Source organism: Pseudomonas nitroreducens NBRC 12694, assembly GCF_002091755.1.
GTDB classification, from domain to species: domain Bacteria; phylum Pseudomonadota; class Gammaproteobacteria; order Pseudomonadales; family Pseudomonadaceae; genus Pseudomonas; species Pseudomonas nitroreducens.
This window is the reverse complement of record NZ_BDAI01000004.1, coordinates 408,687-431,115: the sequence shown is the minus strand read 5'-3', so window position 1 is coordinate 431,115 and position 22,429 is coordinate 408,687. Positions and strand designations below refer to the sequence as shown.

Below are 22,429 nucleotides of genomic sequence, written 5' to 3'. Positions count from 1 at the left end.
CTGGGGTCGTGAAGTAGGGTGCCCGCCGGGCGCTATCGCGGACAGAGTCCGCTCCTACGAATGGTGCTCAGGATACGGCTGTGGGAGGACGGGGAAAAGCGATAAGATCGCCATAACATGTCAGAAAAACTCACAGGTTGAATGCCATGAGCCGCGACCTTCCGCCCCTCAATGCCCTGCGCGCCTTCGAAGCCGCTGCCCGCCTGCGCGGCGTGAGCGCGGCGGCGGATGAGCTGAGTGTCACCCATGGGGCGATCAGCCGGCAGATCCGCCTGCTGGAGGAAGAATTGGGCGTCGCCCTTTTCGTCAAGGAAGGGCGCGGCGTAAAACTCACCGATGCCGGCGTGCGCCTGAGCGAAGTGGCCAGCGACTCCTTCGAGCGCCTGCGCAGCGTCTGCGCCGAACTGCGCCGTCAGGCTGGCGGTGATGCGCCGTTCGTTCTCGGCTGTCCCGGCAGCCTGCTTGCCCGCTGGTTCATCCCGCGCCTGGATCGCCTGAACCGCGACCTGCCGGATCTGCGCCTGCAACTATCGGCCAGCGATGGCGACCTCGATCCGCGCCGTGGCGGCCTCGACGCCACCCTGTGCTTCGCCGCGCCGCCGTGGCCGGCGGACATGCGCGTGCTGGAACTGGCGGTGGAAAGCATCGGCCCGGTGCTCAGTCCGCGTTCACCGCGCTTCAAGCAGTTGAGCGCGGCGCCTGCCGAGGCGTTGCTGGGCGAATCGCTACTGCACACCGTCTCGCGCCCGCAAGCCTGGCCGGAATGGGCCGCGCGCCATGGCCTGGAGCCGGCGCGGCTGAAGCGCGGCCAGGGCTTCGAACACCTCTACTACCTGCTGGAAGCTGCCGTGGCCGGGTTGGGCGTGGCCATCGCGCCGCAACAGCTGGTGGCCGACGACCTTGCCGCCGGCCGCCTGGCCGCCCCCTGGGGCTTCGTCGAAACCACCGCGCGGCTGGCGTTGTGGGTCCCGCAGCGGCGCGCCGATCCGCGTGCCGAGCGCCTGGCGCGTTGGCTCCAGGGGGAGTTGAAGGGCGTCGCATAAAGACTGAACCGGGCCGTTTGCCCTGGGTCCACCCCTCTACTACTGTCCTTTAAGTGCGCTGGCAATCTGCCGGCGTTGCTCGGCGAATGAGGAGAGGCACCATGTCCAATCACCACACCTACAAGAAGATCGAGCTGGTCGGCTCCTCGCGCACCAGCATCGAGGACGCGATCAACAATGCCCTGGCGGAAGCGGCCAAGAGCATCGACTTCCTGGAGTGGTTCGAGGTGGTGGATACCCGTGGGCATATCGAGAACGGCGCGGTCGGTCACTACCAGGTGACGATCAAGGTCGGTTTCAGGATTGCCAACAGCTAGGTCTTTTTTGTCACGCGGCTTTTTTGTCACGCGCCTGGGCCATGCTGGTGCGGCGCGTGGATGTGCGCACCGGGGTATCCCGGTTTTCCGGCCCGCTCGGGCCTTTTCCTGTGAACGACGAGGGAGCGTTACCGATGAAGAAGTTCCTGTTGGCTGTGGGGATCTTCGCCCTGGCGGGCCATGCGATGGCTGCCGGCAAGCCGTGCGAAGAGCTGAAATCGGAGATCGAGGCGAAGATCAAGGCCAAAGGCGTTGCCTCGTTCAACCTGGAGGTCGTCGACAAGGGCAGCGCGGGCGGCAAGCAAGTCGTCGGCTCCTGTGAAGGCGGCACCAAGGAAATCGTCTATTCGAAGTGATTCCCGGCGAACGCCGGCAGGCCGGGCACCCGCGAGGGGCCCGGCCTTTTTCATGCACTGGCGTTCCCCTCGATCCTGCGAAGAGCCTTTTAGAAAAGCTGAACCCCTGCCCTCGCGCCGGCCTCGAACGTCCTGACTGCAACCCGAACGGAGGAAGCGACATGAAAAAATCGGCATCGGCTCACTGGCAGGGCGGCCTGAAGGACGGCAAGGGCACGATTTCCACGCCGAGTGGCGCGCTGAAGGAACAGCCGTACGGCTTCAACACGCGCCTCGAGGACAAGCCGGGCACCAACCCCGAGGAGCTGATCGGCGCGGCTCACGCCGGCTGCTTCTCCATGGCGCTGTCGATGATGCTGGGCGAGGAAGGTCTGACCGCCGAAAGCATCGACACCCGGGCCGAAGTCAGCCTGGAGAAACTTACCGATGGCTTCACCATCACCGCCGTGCACCTGACCCTGAAGGCGAAAGTGCCGGGTACCGATGCGCAGACCTTCCAGGCCATCGCCGACAAGGCCAAGGCCGGCTGCCCGGTCTCACGGGTGCTCAACGCGCGCATCACCCTCGACGCCAGCCTCGAATGAGCCGTCGGGGCACTCTGTTGCGCGGTGGCGGTCCACCGTTAGGATAGGGTGCCCCGCCGTGGGGCTTTGACGAGGGATTGTGATGACGACGATGAAGTGGGCCGTGGCGACCGGTGCGGCGCTGCTGCTGGCGAGCGGCGCGAGCCGGGCGGCAGTGAAGCCCTGCGAGGAACTCAAGGCCGAGATCGAGACCAAGATCCAGGCCGCCGGGGTGACGTCCTACACCCTGGAGATCGTGGACAAGGCCGAGGTGAAGGACCCGAATATGGTGGTCGGCACCTGCGACAACGGTAAACGACGGATCATCTATCAGAAGAACGACGGCTGAGTTTCCCCTCCACGCCGGGACGAAGTCCGCCGCCATGAGATGCCTCTGCGCTTGGGGCGGCCCTCACCCTAACCCTCTCCCAGGGGAGAGGGGACTGTTCGGGGCAGGATGAAACTTCGGCGTCAACCGGCATGTGCGGCCACTGCTCTCTCGGGTGCGGGGCGCGTAGTCAGGTGCGGGGTGAGGGGGACGCATCGGTACGGGCTTCCCGAGAAAGACCGTTGCGCCCACGAAGCCTGCTATTCCGCTAGAACGGCCCGCAACTCACCGGCCCCTGGAAATCCGTTTTCGCCACCAATTGCCCACTGGCATCGGTCAGTAATGCCAGGGCGCTGCGCAATTGCGGGCGCAGCTCCAGTCGGTAGCGCTGGCCGGCGGCGAAGTCGTCGTAGGTCACCTTGACCCGGCAGGTCAGCTCCGAAGGGTCGCTCATCGCGCCCATGCCGCCACCGCTGGGGATTTCGTACTGGAAGCGCACCAGCAGTTCGTGGCGGCCCGGCGTCACCTGGTAGTAGCGCCCGTCGTTCACCGACTTGCCGTCCAGGCGCTCGGCCATCAGGGTCCTGCCGGCCGCGGTGTAGAGATCGATCCAGGCCAGCTGCGGGTCGTGGGCGGGCAGCGGGCTGGCGCAGCCGGCGAGCAGGGCGAGGCTCAGCGGGACGAAGGCAGGCAGGAAGCGCGGGCGCATGGAGAGTTACCGTGGGCTGTAGTCAGTCCACAGCATACCCCGCTCAGGCCTTCGCGCAGCCCCGTTCGCGACCACGGGCGATCTCGCCGCCCTGGGCGTCGTAGAGCTTGGCCCAGGGGCGGAAGCCGATGCTGCCGGTCTCCAGGCGGTAGCGCTGGCCGGCGCTGAAGTCCTTGTATTGCACCGTCATCTCGCAATCGCGCCACAGTGATTCGGCGACCGGGCCGATATCCACCGGCTCGACCTGGAACTGGAAGCGCACGCGCAACTCGTGGGAGCCGGGGTCGACCTCGAAGTAACGCGTGCTGGACCACTCCTTGCTGTCCACCTCCATGGCGGCCAGGTCGCTCTGGCTGTTGGTGTCCAGGTCGACCCAGGCGCGGTTCGGGTCCGGCTGGGGCATCAGCATCGAACAGCCGCTCAGGGCGAGCAGTCCGGCGGGAATGAGGAGGGTGCGCATCGGGGTGGCTCCTGGTCAGAAAGGGGCGGCAGCGAGCGGACCAGGCGCTGTGCTATGTTCCGCGCATGCCCTTCCGCCTTCTTATCCCGACACTCGACCGCCGCCTGTGCCGCTGGGTTCCCTGCCTGGCGATCTGGGCGCTGAGCGGTTGTTCCACGGTGAGCTACTACGGCCAGTTGGCGGACGGCCAGTTGCGCCTGCTCGCCGCCCGTGAGCCGGTGGCCGAGGTGGTCGCCGACCCGAGCCGTGACCCCGCGCTGCGCCAGCGCCTGGAGCTGTCCCAGGAGGCGCGCGCCTTCGCCAGCGCCGAGCTGGGGTTGCCGGACAACCAGAGCTATCGCCTCTACGCCGACATCCACCGGCCCAATGTGGTGTGGAACGTCTTCGCCACGCCCGAGCTGTCGCTGCAGCCGCTGACCCACTGCTTCCCCATCGCCGGTTGTGTGGCCTATCGCGGCTACTACGGCGCCGAGGGCGCACAGGCCGAGGCAAAGCGCCTGAAGGGCGAGGGGCTGGACGTCTATGTCGGCGGCGTAGAGGCCTATTCGACCCTGGGCTGGTTCAACGACCCGATCCTCAGCAGCATGCTGCGCTGGGGCGACCAGCGCCTGGCGGAAACCATCTTCCACGAGCTGGCGCACCAGAAGTTCTATCTGCCCGGTGACACCGCCTTCAACGAGTCCTACGCCTCCTTCGTCGAGGAAGAAGGCGGCCGTCGCTGGCGCGCCGCGCGCAACCTGGCGGATGAATCGCCCCTGCTGGACGAGCAGCGCAAGCGCTTCACGCAGCTGGTGCTCGATACCCGCGAGCGCTTGCAGGCGCTGTACGCCAGCCCGCGCAGCGACGCGGAAAAGCGCGCCGGCAAGGCCGCCGAGTTCGAGCGCCTGCGCCACGACTACGCACAGCTGCGCGATCGCGACTGGGGCGGCAAGGCGCCGTTCGATGCCTGGGTCAACGGCCCGATGAACAATGCCAAGCTGCTGCCCTTCGGGCTGTATGACCAGTGGGTGCCGGCGTTTGCCGCGTTGTTCAGGCAGGTGGGCGGCAACTGGCCGGCGTTCTATGCGCGGGTGGAGAAGCTCGGGGCGCTGCCGGCGGATCAACGCAAGGCGGCGCTCGAACGCCTCGCTGCCGGGGAGCGCGTCACCTTTCGTTGAGCTCTGGCGTGGGGCGGGTTCGCGAGCAAGCTCGCTCCTACAGGCAGAGCGCCGATTCAACCTGTAGGAGCGAGGGGGACGCCCAGTCCTTGCTCGCGAACCAATGCAGGACGCTGGCGGCTTGCGTCAGACCCGCTCCACTCCCGGCATCTTCCACTCCCCGCCCACAACGGCCGGCTCCGGCCCGTAGATGCGCAGGATGACGTTGAACGGCCCCTGCCGGGTCGACGGCAACCAGTTCGCCTCCAGCGCCTGGCCGGGCGAATCCGCCTGGAGATACAGCGTCACTCCGCCGTCCGCGTCGCGCGCGAGGTGATCGCGGCTGCTCAGGCAGTAGCGCTGGATCGGGTTGGCTACCAGTTGCCGGTCCGGCAGGTCGTAGAGGGTGATCGACCAGAACTCCTTCGCCGGCGGCAGCGCGTCGGCCGGGAAGTGCAGCCGGTAGCGCTGGCCGCCCACCAGCGGTTGCTGGCTGCTGTCGCTGCGCGTGCCGAAGTAGATCGCCTCTTCCACGCTGTTGCCGTAGATGCCGCTGGCCGCCGCGGCGGCGCGGCTGAGGTAGTCGTTGTGCATCGCCGAGCGGGTGCCGAACAGACCAGCGGAGGAACGCAGCGTCGCCACCTTCGCCTTCAGTTCCGCCACGCCCTGCTGGATGCCGGCGCCCAGCGCCGTGCGCTGCGCGGGCGAGAGGGCGGCTGGATTGAAGGCCAGCCCGGCGCCGATGCCGACCTGGGCAAAGCGCTTGCGCAGTTCGACTTCGCTCGGGTCCACCGGGCAGAAGGCGAGGATCTGGTTCAGGTGCGGGATGAAGCCCGGCCCCAGGTCGCGGGGAAATTCCCACGGCAGCCAGTTCACCGCCGGAGGGATCGCTGGCGCCGTGCTGCCGGCAAACTCGTGCAGCGGTCGCAGACGGTACTGCTGCTGCAATGCGCGCACGGCCGGCAAGTCGTTGGCATCGCGCAGGCCGGTGCGGCCCAGGACCATGGCGATCTGCGTTTCGCTGCGCAGCACCTGGCGGATGCCGCTGGACGTCTCGCCTTTCCAGTCCGGCCCGGCGATCAGGTAGTCACCGGCTTCGCGGCCGGTGCTGAGCACGCCCACATAGCCGAAGTTGAAGGTGTACTGGTCCACCAGCTGGTGCACGTAGTAGCGGTCCTCGGCCACCGCCGGCACGCTGAGCACCCAGGGCTCGGCGCGCAGGTCGAGCCAGGCCCAGGAGTAGGGCGTGTCATTGTTCGGCGTGACGATGTCGCGGTTGTTCGGCGTGAACAGTTCGCTGTAGTGGCGGAACACGCCGAAGCCGCCGACGTACTCCGGCGATTTCGCATCGAGCGCCTGCTTCTGCATCGTCTGGTAGTGCATCAGCATCGGGTAGGCATAGAGCCACGCCTGGCGGACGGTTTCCTGGTCAGTGGATGTCTCGGGCATGGCCGGATCACTCGTCTGGGAAGAGGCCGCGAGCAGCCAGTCGGGAAGCGTCAGGCCGAAGCCCAGCGCACCGCTGGCGCCGATGAGACGGCGGCGGGTCAGGATCGGGTTCATGGCTACTCCTTGCTGGTGATCGCGTTGCTGGCGATGGGCTGGACGGCCGGCGGCTGGTATTCGCCCTTGAGCGCCTTTGCCTGCGGCAGGTACATGCGCAGGATCAGGTTGAACGGCCCCGGCGGTGCCGGCAGCCAGTTGTCGGTGCTGGCCGGCCGGGCATGCTGGATGGTCAGGGTCAGGCCGCCATCGGCGTCTTTCTTCAGGTCGCTGGCGCTGTTGATGGCGTAGCGGTTGAGCGGGTTCGCCGCGAGCATCTGGGTCTTGCCGTCGTAGAGCGCGACGGACCAGAAGGCATCCACCGGCGGCAGCTGGCCAGGGGCGAAGTGCAGGGTGTAGGCGCGGCTGCCGTCCAGTGCCTGCCCGGCAGCGTCGACGCGGGTCAGTGGGTACATCGCCTCGGCCGGGTCGTTGGCGTAGATGTACTTCCAGGCGACCGCCGCGCGTGTCAGGTCGTCGTTGCCGTAGTGGCCGATATTGATCGGCGAATTCTGCCAGCCGTTCACCGGCGCGGCGAAGCGCTCGGTGGCGGCACGGATCTTCTCGCGGCCGTCCTCGGCGCCCTGCTCCACCGCCTGGGCGATGTCTGCCGGTAGCTGCTTGGCGTCGAAGGGCTTGCCGGTGCCTACGCCGATCGGCGCGAACTGTTTCAGCCGCGCCTGTTCTTCCGGCGACCAGGCGTGCCAGGCCGACAGGCCGTTGAAGTCGATGAAGGCGTTTTCCGCCGGGCCTTCCTTGGTCGGCAGGTATTCCGGCACGTCCATCTTGTGCGGTAGCAGCGTCGGCTTGGTGCTGCGCAGCTTGTAGCCGTCCATCACGGCCTTGGCGGCGTCGAGGTCGGCTTCGCCATCGACCGCGGTGCGGCCGAGCAGGAAGACGATGCGGCTGGGTGAGCGGATCACCTGGCCCTTGAAGTCCTCGGGCGCCTGGCCATCCCAGTCGGGGCCGGCGATCAGGAAACTGCCCGCCGCGCGCCCGGTGGCGCGGGTGCCGATGTAGTCGAGGTTGTTGGTGCGCATGTCGATCAGCTGGAAGCTGTAGTAGCGCTGCGGCACGGCCGGCACGTCGAGGACCACCGGGTGCTCGCGCAGGTCGAGCAGTGCATAGGAGTAGAGCGTGTCGTTGTTCGGCGAGACCACGGTGCGGTCTTCCGGGCCGAGCAGCGCGGTCTTGTTGTACAGGTAATTGACCGGCAGCTTGGCGGCGATGGCCTGCAGGGTCTTGCCGTGCTCGGCGGTGGCGAAGGCGAACAGATAGGCCTGCGAGGCCAGTTCGCGGGCCTCCTGTGGCGTTGGCCCGGCGGCCCAGGCGTGGCCGGCGAGCAGGGGCAGAAGGGCGGCGAGTGCGGGCAGCCATTGGCGCATGACGTGTTCCTCGTTGTTATTGTTCTCGCCCGGCCCCGCCGCGCGCGCCGGCGCCAGGCATCGCCGCAGAGTGCGCCACGCCGAGCCGCCGGCCGTAAGCGCCAGCGGACAGAAAACGATCATCGCTGGCGGTGGAACTACTCCGCCCGATCCGGGCTGTGCAGCGGCAAGTCTAGTTGCACGCGGCGGCGCAGCCAGGGGCTGGGCCGGTAGCGCGCCTCGCCGTAGCAGGCCTGCAGGCCCTGGAGGATGGTGAGGATACGTGCCGCGCCATAGTGTTCGCCGAAGGCCAGCGGGCCGAACGGATAACCCAGCGCCAATTGCACTGCGCGGTCCAGCGTCACCGGCGTGGCGATGCCGCGCTGGGCGATCTCGCAGCCGAGGTTGACGATGCCGGCGATCACCCGCTGGCAGATGAAGCCGGGCGAGTCGTTGATCACTTCCACCGGCACGCCGTCGCTGCCCAGGGCCTGGCGGGCCTGAGCCTCCAGCGCCGGGTCGAGCGCCGGCTGGCGCATCAGCACGCGGCGGCGGTCCAGTTCGGTGAAGGTTTCCAGCGCCAGGCTGCGATCAGGCGGCAGGCCGAGGGCGTCGATGCGGGTGCTGGCATCCACGCCCAGCGGCGTGACCAGGCAGATGGCGCGGGACGATGGCCCCTCGCCGGTCTCCAGCACCACGCCGCCGAGGGTGAGGATCGCGGCGACCCGGTGGCGCAGTTCGGGGTCCTGGCTGTCGAGCCAGTACGGGCGATTGAGCAGTACGCTGTCGTGCTGTTCTTCGGCTTCACGCACGGGCTGGCCGTCGCGGTAGCGATAGAAGCCTTCGCCGCTCTTGCGCCCGAGCAGGCCGCCGGCGACACGTTGCGCGGCCAGCGGCGACGGGGTGTAGCGCGGGTCCTGATAGAACTGCTGGTAGAGCGATTCCATGACCGCGTGGGAGACGTCCAGGCCAGTCAGGTCGAGCAGTTCGAACGGCCCCATGCGGAAGCCCACGCCGTCGCGCAGGATGCGGTCGATCTGCGCCGGGCTGGCGATGCCTTCGCCGAGGATGCGCAACGCTTCGGTGCTGAAGGCGCGGCCGGCGTGATTGACGATGAAGCCGGGGCTGTCCGGCGACACCGCCGGGAAGTGCCCGGCCTGCTCCGCCAGCCGACTCAGGCGGCGCACTACCGACTCGTCGGTGCGCTGGCCGCGCACCACTTCGACGATGCGCATCAGCGTCACCGGGTTGAAGAAATGGAAGCCCGCGACCCGCTCCGGGTGCCGGCAGCGCGCGGCGATGCGGGTGATCGACAGCGACGAGGTGTTGCTGGCGAGCACGGCGTCCGGCGCCACGCGTTTTTCCAGCTCGGCGAGCAACGCCTGCTTGGCGCCGAGGTCCTCGATGATCGCCTCGATCAGCAGGTCGCAGTCGGCCAGCTCGTCAAGGCGGTGGGTTGGCAACAGGCGCTGCATCGTCGCCGCCAGCGCTTCCGGGCTGAGCTTGCCCTTGGCCACCGCGCGTTCCAGCAGCTCGCGGTTGAAGGCCAGCGCCTGCTCCACGGTCTGCGGGTTGCTGTCGTACAGGCGCACCGGCAGGCCGGCGCTGGCGAACAGCTGGGCGATGCCTCGGCCCATGGCGCCGGCGCCGATGACGCCGATACGGTGGAGGGACTCGGTCATGCGGCGGGTCTCGTCGTGCGAACCTGCTTCAACCATAGACGCTGCGCTCACGCGGTGGTCCTTTTCGCCAGCTCCAGGTCGCGCAACTGACGGCGCAGCAACTTGCCGACGCTGGTCTTGGGCAGCTCGTCGAGCACCTCGACGAAGCTCGGCACCTTGTAGCCGGTGAGGTGCTCGCGGCAGTGGGCGATGATCTGCGCCGGCGCCAGCGACTCATCCTTGAGGCTGACGAACAGCTTCACCGACTCGCCCTTGCGTTCGTCCGGCACGCCGATGGCCGCGCACTCGCGCACGCCGGGGTGGCGCATCACGGCGTCTTCCACCTCGTTGGGGAACACGTTGAAGCCGGAGACCAGGATCATGTCCTTCTTGCGGTCGACGATCTTCAGCATGCCGTTGGCGTCCAGTTCGGCGATGTCGCCGGTCTTCAGCCAACCGTCCGCGGTCAGCACCTGGGCGCTTTCCTCCGGGCGCTGCCAGTAGCCCTGCATCACCTGCGGGCCACGCAGCCACAGCTCGCCGGGCTGGTCGGGGCCGGTGTCGTTGCCCTCCTCGTCCACGGTGCGCAGCTCGGTGTCGATCAGCGCCTGGCCGACGTAGCCCTCGCGATACGGGCTGTGCAGCGTGCCGGTCGAGACCACGGGCGACGCCTCGGTGAGCCCGAAGCCTTCGCGCACCGGCGCGCCGGTGGCGGCCTCCCAGCGCCGGCCCACTTCGCGGTTCAGCGGTGCCCCGCCGGAGGTCACCCACTTCAGGTGGCTGAAGTCGACGGCGGGGAAATCCGGGTGGTTCATCAGGCCGACGAACAGGGTGTTGATCCCGCTCATCAGGGTGAAGGGATAGCGGCGCATGGCGCCGATGATCTCGTCGAGATTGCGGCCGTCGCGGATGAACACCGTGTGCAGGCCCATGCCCACCGAGCTCAGCAGGTTCGTCGAGAACGCCATGATGTGGTACAGCGGCAGCGGCGCGATGCGCACGTCGGTGGCGGGGTCCAGCAGGCCGGGGCGCAGGAACAGTTCCAGGGTCTGCACGACGTTGGCGACCAGGCTGCGGTGGCTGAGCATCGCGCCCTTGGAGACACCCGTGGTGCCGCCGGTGTATTGCAGCAGCGCGAGGCGATCCAGCCCCGGCTCGATGGGTACCGGCGGCGCCTCGGCGCCCAGGCGCAGGGCCTGCTGGAAGCGCGTGCAGTCGGCTTCGTCGCTGTCGAGCCGGGGGCGCTCCATGTCGTCGATCGAGGTCAGCAGGATGTGCCGCACTTCGCTGTGCGCCTGCACGCTGCGCAGCAATGGCAGCAGGCGGTCGAGCAGCAATACGGCGTTGGCGCCGGAGTCGGCCAGCTGGTGGCGCAACTCGCTGGCGGTGTATTGCGGGTTGGTGTTCACCAGCACCACGCCAGCCTTCAGCGCGCCGAAGGTGGCGATGGGGTACTGCAGGGAGTTGGGCAGCATCAGCGCCAGGCGGTCGCCGGGTTGCAGGCCTGCGTGGTGGCGTAGGTAGCGGGCGAAGGCGTCGGCCTGGCGGTCCAGTTCGGCGAAGGTGAGATGGCTGTCGCCGCAGGAGAACGCGTGGCGTTCGGGGAACTCGCGGGAGGCGCGTTGCAGCAGGTCGTACAGGTTCTGGTAACCGTGGCGGGCGATCTCGCTGGCCACGTATCCGGTCGCAATGGCAGGCATCGACTTCTCCGTACTTTTTCTCTGAGCTTCGAATTATTGTTCTGCACAGTGAAACAGCGTGTCGAAATTGATGGTATGCGATAGGCTTGCCTGGCGCAACGAGCAGGCCCGGACCGCTGCGGGGAATGGGGTCGATCTGCTATCGTTCGCCCGCGCCGCGCGCGGCGCTCGTCCACCCGAATACCCGCCGAGGCCCCATGAGCGACGACGTCGAAGACAGCAGCAACCCCAAGGACCGCAAGTACGTCGAGGCGCTCGCCCGCGGACTGGACGTGCTGCGCGCCTTCACCCACGGCTCGGTGGTGCTCGGCAACCAGGAAATCTCGCGGATCACCGGCCTGCCCAAGGCCACGGTGTCGCGCATGACCTACACCCTGACCCAGCTGGGCTACCTCTGCTACTCGCAGCAGCACGAGAAGTACCAGCTCGATTCAGGCGTGCTGGCGCTGGGTTACGCCTACGTCTCCAACCTGCGCGTGCGCCAGTTGGCCAAGCCGTACATGGACGCCTTCGCCCGCCGCACCAACACCACGGTGGGCCTGACCTGCCGTGACTGGCTGTCGATGATCTACGTGGAAAACTGCCGCCCGCCGGAAGCGACGTCCCTGCGCATGGACGCCGGCGTGCGCCTGCCGCTGGCCACCACCGCCGCCGGCCGCGCCTACCTCGCCGCCACGCCGCAGCAGGAGCGCGAGCATCTGCTGTCGGCGCTGCAGGAGCGCCACGAAGGCGACTGGTCGGTGATGCGCGCTTCGCTCGATGCGTCCTTCGAGGAGTATTACGAGCATGGCTTCTGCCTCTCGCTGGGCGACTGGGACCGCAACGTGCGCGCTGCCGGCGTACCGCTGCGCCTGGCCGACGGCGGGCTGATGGCGCTGACCTGCGGGGCGCCGTCGTTCCAGCTCAGCGAGGAGACGCTGCGCGGGTCGCTGGCCCATGAGCTGGAGATTCTGGCGCGGGATATCGAGAGCCTCGGGGCCTGATTCTCTTCCGTTCAGTTCCTCTGCCATTCCGTCCCCTCACCCCAGCCCTCTCCCCGAGGAGAGGGAGCCCTCCGGTGCCGGTGGAAGCAATGGAGCCTGCCGGCGAGCGCCTGACTTTCCGCGTGCTCCGGCCTGTCCCCTCTCCCTTTGGGAGAGGGTTAGGGTGAGGGGTAATCCCCGTGCCGAAGCCGGATCGGATCACCCCATATTCTCACGCCACCTCCATCAACCCCGCATACACCTTCAGGTGATGATCATCGTCACCCAACTGGTGGCTGAGCATCACCAGCCGCTTGGCGTGGTGCGCGAGGACGTATTCCCAGGTCATGCCGATGCCGCCGTGCAGCTGGATCGCCTGCTCGGCGACGTAGCGCGCGGCGCGGGTGACGATGAACTTGGCCGCCGCCAGGGTGCGGCTGCGCTCGGCGCTGTCGGGTTGATCGGCCACGCAGGCGGCGAGGATCGCCATGCTGGTGGCCTGTTCCAGTTCGCTGCGCATGTCCACCATGCGGTGCTGCAGCACCTGGAACTTGCCGATGGGGATGCCGAACTGCTTGCGCGTCTTCAGGTAGTCCAGGGTCAGCGCGCAGGCTTCCTGCAGGCTGCCGAGGGCGTCGGCGCATTGCCCGGCGATGGCGCGGCCCTGCTGGTAACGCAGCGCCGCTAGCGCGTCACCCGGCGTGCCGAGGGCTTCGCCGAGGGCGCCGTCGAGGAACAGCTCGCAGGCGCGCTGGCCATCCACGGTCGGGTACTCGCGGCGGCTGACGCCGGCCTGCTGCGGATCGACCAGGAACAGGCCGATGCCCGCCTCGTCCCGCGCATTGCCGGACACCCGCGCCGAGACGAGGATCGCCGTGGCGCTCTGCCCGCCGACCACCACCGCCTTGCGGCCGCTCAGTTTCCAGCCTGCGCCGGCCTGTTCCGCGCGGGTCTGCACGTCGTGCAGCTGGTAATGGCTTTGCGGCTCTTCCAGCGCTACAGCCAATTGCGCCTCTGCGCTGGCGATGCGCGGCAGCCAATGGTCCTTCTGCGCGTCATTGCCCAACTGGGCGATCAGGCCGCCGGCATGCACCACCGATTGCAGGTACGGCTCCAGGCACAGGCCGCGCCCCAGTTCGGTGAGCACCAGCATGCTCTCCACACCGCCGCCGAAGCCGCCGTGGCTTTCCGGCAGCGACACCGAGGTCAGCCCCAGCTCGCCGAGCTGGCGCCAGAACTCGACGCTGTAGCCCCGCTCGCTCCGGCTGAAACCCTCGCGCTTGTCGAACGGATAGGCGTCGCGCACCAGGCGCGCCGCGGTGTCCTGCAGCATCTGCTGCTCTTCGCTCAGTTTGAAGTCCATGCTCGGTGCCTCACAGTTCGAGAATCATCTTGGAGACGATGTTCTTCTGGATTTCGTTGGAGCCGCCGAAGATCGACAGCTTGCGCAGGTTGAAGTACTGGCTGGCGGGCGCGGCCGAATAGTCCGCGTGCAGCGGCTCGGCGCCCAGCTCGAATTCGTCTTCGATGAAGGGCAGCGCGTAGGGGCCGAGCACCTTGCGCAGCAGGTGGCTGATCGCCTGGCGGATCTCGGTGCCCTTCACTTTCAGGATCGAGCTTTCCGCCCCCGGCACGCCGCCTTCGCGGGCGGCGGCGAGGATGCGCAGGGTGCTCATCTCGATGGCCATCAGCTGCATTTCCACCTCCGCCACCTGGGCGCGGAACAGCGGGTCTTCGAGCATCGGCTTGCCGTCGCACAGCTCGCGGCTGGCCACGCGCTTGAGGTGCGCGAGCACCGCCTTGGATGCGCCGATGCCGGCGAGCCCGGTGCGCTCGTAGGTGAGCAGGTACTTGGCGCAGGTCCAGCCTTCGTTCTCGCGGCCGACGAGGTTTTCCACCGGCACGCGCACGTTGTCGAAGAAGACCTCGTTGACCTCGTGCTCGCCGTCCAGGGTGATGATCGGCCGCACGGTGATGCCCGGTGTCTGCATGTCGATCAGCAGGAAGCTGATGCCGCGCTGCTGCTGCGCCTCCGGGTCGGTGCGCACCAGGCAGAAGATCCAGTCGGCGTGCTGGCCGAGGGTGGTCCAGGTCTTCTGGCCGTTCACCACGTAGTGATCGCCGTCGCGCACCGCGCGGGTCTTCAGCGAGGCGAGGTCGGAGCCGGCGCCCGGTTCGGAGTAGCCCTGGCACCACCAGTCGGTGCCGTCGAGGATGCGCGGCAGGTAGTGCGCCTGCTGCTCGGGCGTGCCGAACCTGATGATCACCGGGGCGACCATGTTGACGCCGAACGGCACGGTGCGCGGTGCGCCGAAGGCGGCGCATTCTTCTTCGAAGATGTGCTTCTGCACGGCGTTCCAGCCGGTGCCGCCGTACTCCTCGGGCCAGTGCGTGGCGTACCAGCCCTGCTCGGTCAGCACGCGCTGCCAGCGCTGGTGGTCGCCCTTGTTCAGGTGCTTGCCCAGGCGCACCTTGGTGGCGATGTCCTGGGGCAATTTGGCTTCGAGGAAGGCGCGGACTTCATCGCGGAAGGCCAGTTCGTCGGGGGTGAAATGGATGTCCATGGCGGGTCCTCAGAGATCGGCGAAGCGGCGGCCTTCGGCCACCAGGCGTTCGAGTAGCGGCGCGGGTTGCCACCAGGCGCCAAGGCGCTGGTGGAACTCGCGGATTCGTTCGAGCACGTGGGCAAGGCCGACGCTGTCGGCATGGAACAGCGGGCCGCCACGCCAGGCGGGGAAGCCGTAGCCGTTGAGGAAGATCACGTCGACGTCGCTGGCGCGCTGGGCGATGCCTTCGTCGAGGATGTTCGCCGCCTCGTTGATCAGCGCGTAGAGGCAGCGCTCGACGATTTCCTCGTCGCTCACCGGCCCACGGCTGATGCCACGGTCGGCCGCGGCCTGCTCCAGCATGGCCGGCAACGCCGGGTTGTCCTGCGGGGGGCGGCCGCCCTCGCCGTACTGGTAGAAGCCGGTGCCGGTCTTCTGCCCGAGCATGCCGGCGGCGATCAGGTGGTCGAGTACGGTGGGCAGGGTCTGGCCGGGTTTCAGGTTCGGTCGCTGGCGCGAGCGGATCGCGTGGCTGATGTCCAGGCCGGACAGATCGCGCACCGCCAGCGGCCCCATGGCCATGCCGAAGGTGCGCAGCGCACGGTCCACCTGCGCGGGTGTGGCGCCCTCCTCCAGCAGGAACTCGGCCTGGCGGCCGTACTGGAAGATCATGCGGTTGCCGACGAAGCCGTCGCACACGCCGACCACCACCGAGACCTTCTTCAGGCGCTTGCCCAGCTGCATGGCGGTGGCCAGCACGGCGTCCGACGTCGCCTTGCCGCGTACCACTTCGAGCAGGCGCATGACGTTGGCCGGGCTGAAGAAGTGCAGGCCGACCACGTCCTGCGGCCGCTTGGTGAAGGCGGCGATTTCGTCGAGGTCCAGCGAGGAGGTATTGCTGGCGAGGATCGCGCCGGGTTTGCACACGGTGTCCAGTTGCTCGAAGACCTGGCGCTTCACGTCCAGGCTTTCGAACACGGCTTCGACCACCAGGTCCACGTCACCCAGCGCGGCGTAATCGAGTACGCCACTGATCAGGCCCATGCGCCGCTCCATCTCCTCGGCGCCCAGGCTGCCGCGCGCCACGCTGGCGGCGTACAGGCTGCGGGCGCGGTCGAGGCCGCGTTGCAGGGCTTCGTCGTTCACTTCCAGCAGCTGCACCGGGATGCCGGCGTTGGCGAAGCACAGGACGATGCCCACGCCCATGGTGCCGCCGCCGATCACGGCGGCGCGGCGTACCTCGCGCGGTTGAGCCTCGGGCGCGAGGCCTTCGACCTTGGCCGCTTCGCGCTCGGCGAAGAAGGCATGGATCTGCGCGGCGCGCTGTGGCGACTCCATGCATTGCTGGAACAGCGCGCGCTCGCGGGCGAGACCTTCGCGCAGCGGTAATTGGGTGGCGGCTTCGACGGCATCGATGCAGCGCTGCGGGGAAAACTGGCCGGGCAGGCGCTTCTGCACCTCGCCGCGCTTGTGGGCGATCAGCTCGGCGAGGCCGCTTTCCTGCACGCGCTCGTTGCGCTCGCCGGTGCGGCGCGGGCCCTTGCCGTCCGCCAGCAGGCGCTGGGCGAAGGTGAGGCCGGCTTCGCTCAGGTCGCCGTCAATGAGCTTGTCGACGACATTGAATTCGAGGGCTTCCGCTGCGCGGATCGGCGCGCCGCTGACGATCATGTCGAGGGCTTTTTCCACGCCGGCCAGGCGCGGCAGGCGCTGGGTGCCGCCGGCGCCGGGGAGCAGGCCGAGCTTCACTTCCGGCAGGCCGACCTGGGCATCGCGGCGGGCGATGCGGTAATGGCAGGACAGCGCCACTTCCAGGCCGCCGCCCAGGGCGGTGCCGTGGATCACGGCGACGCTGGGCTTGGTCGAGCCTTCGATGACCTCGACCACTTCCGGCAGCGAAGGCGCCTGCGGCGGTTTGCCGAACTCGCGGATATCGGCGCCGGCCATGAAGGTGCGCCCGGAACAGACCAGCACCACCGCGCGCACCTGCGGATCGGCCTCGGCCTGCTGGAAGGCGGCGAGCAGCCCGGCGCGGACGGCGTGTCCGAGGGCGTTCACCGGTGGGTTGTCGACCGTCACCAGGGCGATGTCACCCCGGCGTTCGAGCTGTACCGCTTCTGACATGCTGTGCTCCGTCTTGCTTTTGTTTTACGGAATCATGTTTCGCTGTGCAGAATACGATGCTGATTTTTACTTGTCGATAGGAAGGGAGTTCGGTTCGCTTGTAGGAGCGAGGGCGCCTAGCCCTTGCTCGCGAACTGCCTGTGCCATGGGTGCCCAGTGAGGTTCGCTTCGGGTTGGTGCTGTAGGAAGGCCAGAAGCCCCCTCACCCCAGCCCTCTCCCCCGGGAGAGGGGGCCGTTCGGCGCTTTGGGGATGTTGCTGAGTCAGCCGGCGAGCGCGGGACTTCCAGCTTGCGCAGGACAGTCCCCTCTCCCCTGGGAGAGGGTTAGGGTGAGGGAATGCACTTGCGCCGGGCAGCCCAGCAGCATCCCGCCGAAAAGCAAAAACGCCCTCTCCGTAATCCGGAGAGGGCGCAACAGTCCCGGCTACGCCCAGCCGGGATAAGGGAGCGCAGGTCTTACTTCGCCCAGCGCCGCAGGTCGGACGGCGTGTAGTCGCTCATCGTCGCCGTCTGCCCGGTCTTCAGCCCGCTGTTCTCCTCGTTCATCAGGCCATTGACGAAGTAGCGCCCGCTGATCAGGTCGAAGGCTCCCGCCAGCGCCTCGTAGGTGAACTGCTGGTCGTAGTACGGCATGGCATGGGACTGGTAGTTGCGCCACAGCTCGCCACGGCTGTCGTAGAACTCGCCGAGGACGATGTTCCAGCTGTCCTCGTCGAGGTAATAGCGACGCTTGCTGTAGATGTGCCGCGCGCCGGGCTTGAGGGTGGCTTCGACGACCCACACACGGTGTTTCTCGAAGCGCGCCAGGTCTGGGTTGAGGTGGTTGGTCTTGAGGATGTCGGCGTACTTCACCGAGCGGTCGTACAGGCGGAAGCTGTTGTAGGGCACGAACAGTTCCTGCTTGCCCACCAGCTTCCAGTCGTAGCGATCCGGTGCGCCGTTGAAGCCGTCGAGGCTGTCGGCGGTGATCATGCCGTCGCTGTAGCGCGCGCTGTTGTCGTAGGCGATCAGCGGGGCGCGACGCACGCGGCGCTGGCCGGGAATGTACTGCCAGGCGGCGCGCGGTTCGGCGACCTGGTCCATCGGCTCGTGGGACAGCACGGCTTCGCCGGACAACCGCGCCGGTTCCAGCACGCGGGTCTTGAACAGGTAGAGGATGTTGGCGTCGGCCGGCAGGTCGGAAATCGTCTGGGCGTAGTTCATCTCGGTCTGCGAGCGCACCAGGCTGTAGACGCCGTTCTCCTTCACGTTGGCCGAGCTGAAGGTGCGCTCGATGCTGCCGCCGCGGTAGCGGGTGATGTGGTTCCAGATCGCCTCGACGCCCTCCCTGGGCAGCGGGAACGGGACGCCCCGGTGGTAATTCAGCACGCCGTTGCCGCCATCGGCGAGCTTGCTCTGCTCGGCGTTCCTACGGGTTTCGGCGTTGATCTCGTCAGGCAGCCGGGCGCTGCGGTGGCTCGGGTAGACGTTGATCCTGTAAGTGTTGGGGTAGCGCTTGAGCATCGCCTGCTCGCCGGGGCTGAGCCACTGGCTGTACTGCGCGGCGTTGGCCGGAGTGATGGTGAACAGCGGCTTCTCGGCAGCGTAGGGGTTGGCGTAGCCGCCCTTGGCGTCGACCTGCCCGGCGTTGGCTGCCAGGCCGCCGTCCCAGGCGGGGATGCTGTCGTCGGCGTTGGCGGCCTTCTCGGCGCCCACCGGGGTGAGTTTGCCGCCCAGGTCGGCAACGGTGTCGGCGTGGGCGCCAACGGCCAGGCCCATGGCCAGCGCCAGGGCGGTGATTCGCATGAGTTGCATCGGCAGGTTCCTCAGAAGTCGACCTTGGCGCTGACGCTGTAGAAGTCGCGGTCGTCGAGCGTGCTGTACTGGTTGTTGCCGAAGAAGGCGTTGTAGCCGAACTCCAGGCTGTAATCGTTGAGGTAGTTGAAGGCCAGGGAGAGGCCGGCCGCCATCTGCCCTTCCTGGAACGGGCCGCCCGGATCGTAGGAGTAGCCCTCCACGTCATGGCGGAAGTTCAGGCTGGGCAGCATGTTCACGCCCGGCAGCACATCGCTGTATTCCAGGCCGGCGCGCAGGCGGTAGCCCCAGGACCAGGGCGTGGTGAAGCCGTCGTCGGTGCAGTAGCGGTTGGTCACGCCGGTGCTCGGCGCGTTGCAGGCGGCGCCGTCCAGGCGCGCGCTGCGGCCGAAGGCGGCGTTGCGCCCCAGGCGTTCGTCGCCCAGGTCGCCGACATGCACCACGCCGGCCTCGCCCAGCAGGGTCAGGCGCGTGGCGCCGAGCACGTTGTCGATGATCTGGGTGGCCGAGGCCGTCATCTGCCACACCGGCTTGCGCACCCAGCCGTCCAGGCTCTGGCCGGTGGTGGTGGCGCTGGCCGGAATACCTTCGATGGCCGAACTGCCGGATGGCCCGGTGATCATCGCCACGTTCATGTCCGAGCCGTTCATGGCCACCGGCATGTTCGGCCGATAGCTCAGTTCCGCGCCCAGCGAGGTGCCCCAGCCGGGCAGCGCGCCGTTGATGCTCAGGCCATAGAGATGGATGTTCTCCGGGAACGCAGCGGCGTACACCGGGCCCTGCACGCGGCCGATGGGGAAGTTGCCGGGCTTGCTGGCGTCGCGCGCGGTCAGCTCCAGGTACGGCAGGCGGGCGTGGTAGTTGACGTAGTAGAAGGCTGCCTCGGCGTCGTTCAGCGAGCTGATCAGCGTGCGCAGCGCGACACCCCACTGGCCCTGGTCGGAAGGGTCCTGGTCGTCGCCGTGGGCGGCGTACAGGCCGGCGGCCTGCATCTGCGCGTCGGTCTGCGTCTGGCTCAGGTACAGCGGCCCGCAGCCGGGCTGGATGGCGTCGCTGGTGGCGAAGAAGGTGCCGCAACCGTCCAGCACGCTGGGTCGCCAGTTGTACTGGTAGAAGCCTTCTAGGTTGACCTTGTCGGTCAGGCCGAGGTTGAACGAGAGCATCTCCACCGGCAGCTGGCCTTCCTTGATGTCCACGCCGGGCTTGTTGAAGGCGCTGTAGTCCAGCGGGTTGATCACGTTGATGCCGTTCTGGATCAGGATCGCCTCGCCCCAGGACAGCACCTGCTTGCCGAGCTTGAGGTTCAGCGGATGCTCGTCGACGTCGAAGTCCTTCCACACGTAGGCATCGAGGGTATCGAAGCCGTGGTAGCGCGCCAGGGTCGGCCAGCCGCTGTCGTCGAAGTCCTTGAAGCGCCCGTCGCCGGTTTCGTAGGCGTTGTCGTACCAGTACTTGAAGCGGATGAACGCGCCCTGCCCCTGGCCATCCAGGCTGAAGTCGGTGAGGCCCTTGAACATCTGCGAGATCGGGTCGCCCTTCTTGAAGTTCAGGCGGTTGTCGTCGGCGCTGACGCTGGTGCCGTCGGCGTTATTGATGTGCTGCGCCTGCACCGCGTTGGCGTGGGTCATCAGGTGCCGGTCCGGGGCCTGCGCCGACCAGCTGGCGCCCTGGCTCAGGGTGGTCTTGGTGGACAGGCTCCAGTCGTCGTTCAGCTCGAAGGTGGTGGCCTGCGCGTGGCTGGCGCCGGTCACCGCGAGGCTCAGCAGGAGAGGTTGGGCAAAGCTGCGTGGGCGCCGCCCCCGGCAGACGGGGGGAACGGCGGCCGGATGGATTCTTGTCATTATGGGCTCCGGGTATGAGGTACCGCGGGAGCACCATGACGGCGGCGGCCCTTTCCGCCACAAGCCGGGAGCGACAAATTTCGATCATGCGCCGATCGACTGGCCCAGACGGAACTGCTTGGGCGTGATGCCGAAGCGCTTGCGGAAGGCGCGGATGAAGTTGCCGCTCTGGCGGTAGCCGATGCGTTCGGCGATGCGTTCGATGGGCTGGTCGGACGAACGCAGCCAGATGCGCGCCAGGCTCAGGCCATCGCCCTCCCCGGTCTGCGCGGTGCCGCACCATTGGCGGCGCAGGCTCTGGTAGAGGAACTCGTTGGCGCCCGGCAGCGGCGTGTCCAGCAGCGCAGTGGGCAGTTGCAGGAATGGCGTCGGCGTGACCTGCCACGGCACATTCCAGAGCGTCAGCATTTCCTCGCAGCGCTGCCGCGGGCCGATCCCCACGGCGTTGAACACGCCCTGTGGCGAGCGGCCGATCCGCCGCGAGATATTGCGGATCAAGGTGAGCACGGCGGCGTCGAGGCCGAAGTGGTGCAGGTTCTGGGTGACCGGATCGAGGACCAGGCGAGTGTTCTCGCCATCGAACTCCAACCGTGCGTCCACGCAATTGGTCACCGACGGCACGTGCTCGCAGAACGCGCGCAGGCTGGTGCCCAGGTCCGGCGCGGAATCCAGCAGGATATTCAGCCCCTGCAGGCAATGGGTCGCCATGCCGTTGACCAGCTCGCAGCCGAAGTGCGGATTACCGCTGGCCCGCTCGCACTCGCGCCACAGCTGCTCCACCTGCAGCGCTGGAATGCGCCCGCGGTGGTCTTCCAGCAAAGCTTCGGCAATACCGGCGCGCAGGCGCAGGTCGACGGCGCTGAGTCCGAGGCGGGCGGCGTGCAGCAGGATGGTGCTGGCGAAGGCACTGGAGGCGAAGAGCAGGGGCGACATGGCGGGGTACCGGTTCAGCGACCGGTTTACTAGATCAGCTCGCTCTGTTATCCATCAAATTCATTCGACTCAACACTTTGATGCGCAGGATGCATGATGGAACTCCGACAGCTTCGCCACCTGGCCGCCCTCGCCGACTTCCAGAACTTCCAGCGCGCCGCCGATGCCATCGGCCTCAGCCAGTCGGCGCTGAGCCGCAGCATCCAGACCCTGGAGCGTGATCTCGACTGCGAGCTGGTGGACCGCCAGAGTCGCGACTTCCGCCTCACCGGCCAGGGTCAGCTGGTGCTGCAGCACGCCCGTCGCCTGCTCAGTGGCACCCGTTCGCTGCGCAACGAACTGGAGCAGTACAACGGCCTCAATGCCGGCGAACTGCGCTTCGGCTGCGGTCCCTACCCCGCCCAGTTGCTGGTGCCGGAGGCGATGGCGGATTTCATCCGCGCACACCCGGCCATCGATGTCGGCTTCCTGATGGGCGACTGGGAGCAGATGGCCCAGTTGCTCAAGGAAGAGCAGGTGGAATTCTTCATCGGCGATGCGCGCAATTTCGCCGGCGACCCCGACTACCAGGTGCGCTGGATGGACCTGCGCCCGGGGCGCTTCTTCTGCCGGCCGGGGCACCCGCTGACCGGGCAGGGCACGCTGCGCCTGGCCGCCCTGCTCGATTACCCGCGCGTCGGTACGCGTATCCCGCCGCCGCTGCGCAAGGTGTTGGCCGAGGTGCTCGGCGAGCGTGACTTCCACATGAACGTCGAGTGCGCGCAGTTCGCCGCGATCCTGCATATCGTCGCGCGTTCCGATGCGGTGGGCCTCGCCGCGGTGGAGGCCCTGCACGATCCGGTGCAGCGCGGCGAGGTGGCGATCCTGCAGATCGTCGACGTGCCCCAGGACCGCCCCGAGCTGCGCCTGCACTACGGCATCGTCAGCCGCGCGGGCTACGGCTTGTCGCCGGCGGCGCAGGCGATGATCGAGGCGATCTTCGCGGCCGATCGGCGCTTGCCGCGCGGAAGTCATGCGGGTTGATGGGGCGCAGCGGCGCCGGCCTCTGCTGAA

20 protein-coding genes are annotated in these 22,429 nt (G+C 67.8%); 8 read left to right on the top strand and 12 right to left on the bottom strand.

Annotation, left to right across the window (positions count from 1 at the left end; translation table 11 throughout):
* The first annotated feature begins 146 nt into the window (after positions 1-146).
* The 5 genes from PNI01S_RS14320 to PNI01S_RS14300 all read left to right on the top strand — a co-directional run bounded on the left by PNI01S_RS14320 (position 147) and on the right by PNI01S_RS14300 (position 2,628).
* Positions 147-1,043, top strand: coding sequence for a LysR family transcriptional regulator (locus tag PNI01S_RS14320; protein ID WP_084358464.1), 897 nt, complete (start codon positions 147-149; stop codon positions 1,041-1,043).
* Between the two features lie 101 nt (positions 1,044-1,144).
* Complete coding sequence (locus PNI01S_RS14315) at positions 1,145-1,360, top strand: dodecin (protein WP_017518905.1); 216 nt, start codon at positions 1,145-1,147, stop codon at positions 1,358-1,360.
* 134 nt (positions 1,361-1,494) lie between these two features.
* The gene (locus tag PNI01S_RS14310; RefSeq protein ID WP_024763675.1) at positions 1,495-1,716 is read left to right on the top strand and encodes a DUF1161 domain-containing protein; all 222 of its coding nucleotides are present in this window, start codon (positions 1,495-1,497) and stop codon (positions 1,714-1,716) included.
* 161 nt (positions 1,717-1,877) lie between these two features.
* Entirely contained in the window at positions 1,878-2,300 is a 423-nt protein-coding gene (locus PNI01S_RS14305; protein WP_084358463.1) for an OsmC family protein, read from the top strand.
* 91 nt (positions 2,301-2,391) lie between these two features.
* Entirely contained in the window at positions 2,392-2,628 is a 237-nt protein-coding gene (locus tag PNI01S_RS14300; protein WP_084358506.1) for a DUF1161 domain-containing protein, read from the top strand.
* A 247-nt stretch (positions 2,629-2,875) separates the two neighbouring features.
* Here PNI01S_RS14300 and PNI01S_RS14295 read toward each other — a convergent pair whose 3' ends face one another.
* Together PNI01S_RS14295 and PNI01S_RS14290 are read right to left on the bottom strand one after the other, a co-directional pair.
* Positions 2,876-3,316, bottom strand: coding sequence for a PA0061/PA0062 family lipoprotein (locus PNI01S_RS14295; protein WP_037017738.1), 441 nt, complete (start codon positions 3,314-3,316; stop codon positions 2,876-2,878).
* 43 nt (positions 3,317-3,359) lie between these two features.
* The gene (locus PNI01S_RS14290) at positions 3,360-3,776 is read right to left on the bottom strand and encodes a PA0061/PA0062 family lipoprotein (protein WP_024763679.1); all 417 of its coding nucleotides are present in this window, start codon (positions 3,774-3,776) and stop codon (positions 3,360-3,362) included.
* Positions 3,777-3,841: 65 nt separating this feature from the next.
* Between PNI01S_RS14290 and PNI01S_RS14285 the strand changes: the two genes are divergently transcribed.
* Positions 3,842-4,933: an aminopeptidase gene (locus tag PNI01S_RS14285; RefSeq protein WP_065327695.1), complete on the top strand. Its 1,092-nt coding sequence runs from the start codon at positions 3,842-3,844 to the stop codon at positions 4,931-4,933.
* 126 nt (positions 4,934-5,059) lie between these two features.
* On the opposite strand, the gene PNI01S_RS14280 is transcribed toward PNI01S_RS14285, so the two are convergent.
* The 4 genes from PNI01S_RS14280 to PNI01S_RS14265 form a co-directional block, all read right to left on the bottom strand.
* Positions 5,060-6,475 (bottom strand): DUF1254 domain-containing protein, encoded by a 1,416-nt coding sequence (locus PNI01S_RS14280; protein WP_084358462.1) that lies wholly within the window; start codon positions 6,473-6,475, stop codon positions 5,060-5,062.
* Between the two features lie 2 nt (positions 6,476-6,477).
* Entirely contained in the window at positions 6,478-7,839 is a 1,362-nt protein-coding gene (locus PNI01S_RS14275) for a DUF1254 domain-containing protein (RefSeq protein WP_084358461.1), read from the bottom strand.
* A 137-nt stretch (positions 7,840-7,976) separates the two neighbouring features.
* Entirely contained in the window at positions 7,977-9,500 is a 1,524-nt protein-coding gene (locus tag PNI01S_RS14270) for a 3-hydroxyacyl-CoA dehydrogenase (protein ID WP_084358505.1), read from the bottom strand.
* Between the two features lie 47 nt (positions 9,501-9,547).
* On the bottom strand, positions 9,548-11,179 hold the full coding sequence (locus PNI01S_RS14265; RefSeq protein WP_084358460.1) for a long-chain-fatty-acid--CoA ligase: 1,632 nt from the start codon (positions 11,177-11,179) through the stop codon (positions 9,548-9,550).
* A gap of 197 nt (positions 11,180-11,376) precedes the next feature.
* Here PNI01S_RS14265 and PNI01S_RS14260 point away from each other — a divergent pair, with 197 nt between their 5' ends.
* Entirely contained in the window at positions 11,377-12,162 is a 786-nt protein-coding gene (locus PNI01S_RS14260; RefSeq protein ID WP_024763684.1) for an IclR family transcriptional regulator, read from the top strand.
* A gap of 211 nt (positions 12,163-12,373) precedes the next feature.
* Here PNI01S_RS14260 and PNI01S_RS14255 read toward each other — a convergent pair whose 3' ends face one another.
* From PNI01S_RS14255 to PNI01S_RS14230, 6 genes are all read right to left on the bottom strand, one after another.
* Positions 12,374-13,504, bottom strand: coding sequence for an acyl-CoA dehydrogenase family protein (locus tag PNI01S_RS14255; protein ID WP_084358459.1), 1,131 nt, complete (start codon positions 13,502-13,504; stop codon positions 12,374-12,376).
* Between the two features lie 10 nt (positions 13,505-13,514).
* A complete protein-coding gene (locus PNI01S_RS14250; protein WP_084358458.1) occupies positions 13,515-14,705 on the bottom strand; it encodes an acyl-CoA dehydrogenase family protein in 1,191 nt (396 codons plus the stop codon).
* Between the two features lie 9 nt (positions 14,706-14,714).
* Complete coding sequence (locus PNI01S_RS14245) at positions 14,715-16,808, bottom strand: 3-hydroxyacyl-CoA dehydrogenase NAD-binding domain-containing protein (RefSeq protein ID WP_084358457.1); 2,094 nt, start codon at positions 16,806-16,808, stop codon at positions 14,715-14,717.
* 456 nt (positions 16,809-17,264) lie between these two features.
* Positions 17,265-18,602, bottom strand: coding sequence for a DUF1329 domain-containing protein (locus PNI01S_RS14240; protein ID WP_084358456.1), 1,338 nt, complete (start codon positions 18,600-18,602; stop codon positions 17,265-17,267).
* Between the two features lie 11 nt (positions 18,603-18,613).
* Positions 18,614-20,443: a DUF1302 domain-containing protein gene (locus PNI01S_RS14235; RefSeq protein ID WP_084358455.1), complete on the bottom strand. Its 1,830-nt coding sequence runs from the start codon at positions 20,441-20,443 to the stop codon at positions 18,614-18,616.
* An 84-nt stretch (positions 20,444-20,527) separates the two neighbouring features.
* Positions 20,528-21,376 carry an AraC family transcriptional regulator gene (locus PNI01S_RS14230; RefSeq protein WP_065327703.1) on the bottom strand — a complete coding sequence of 283 codons (849 nt, stop codon included), beginning with the start codon at positions 21,374-21,376 and terminating at the stop codon, positions 20,528-20,530.
* A 96-nt stretch (positions 21,377-21,472) separates the two neighbouring features.
* Here PNI01S_RS14230 and PNI01S_RS14225 point away from each other — a divergent pair, with 96 nt between their 5' ends.
* A complete protein-coding gene (locus PNI01S_RS14225; protein WP_065327704.1) occupies positions 21,473-22,399 on the top strand; it encodes a LysR family transcriptional regulator in 927 nt (308 codons plus the stop codon).
* The last annotated feature ends 30 nt before the right edge of the window (positions 22,400-22,429 follow it).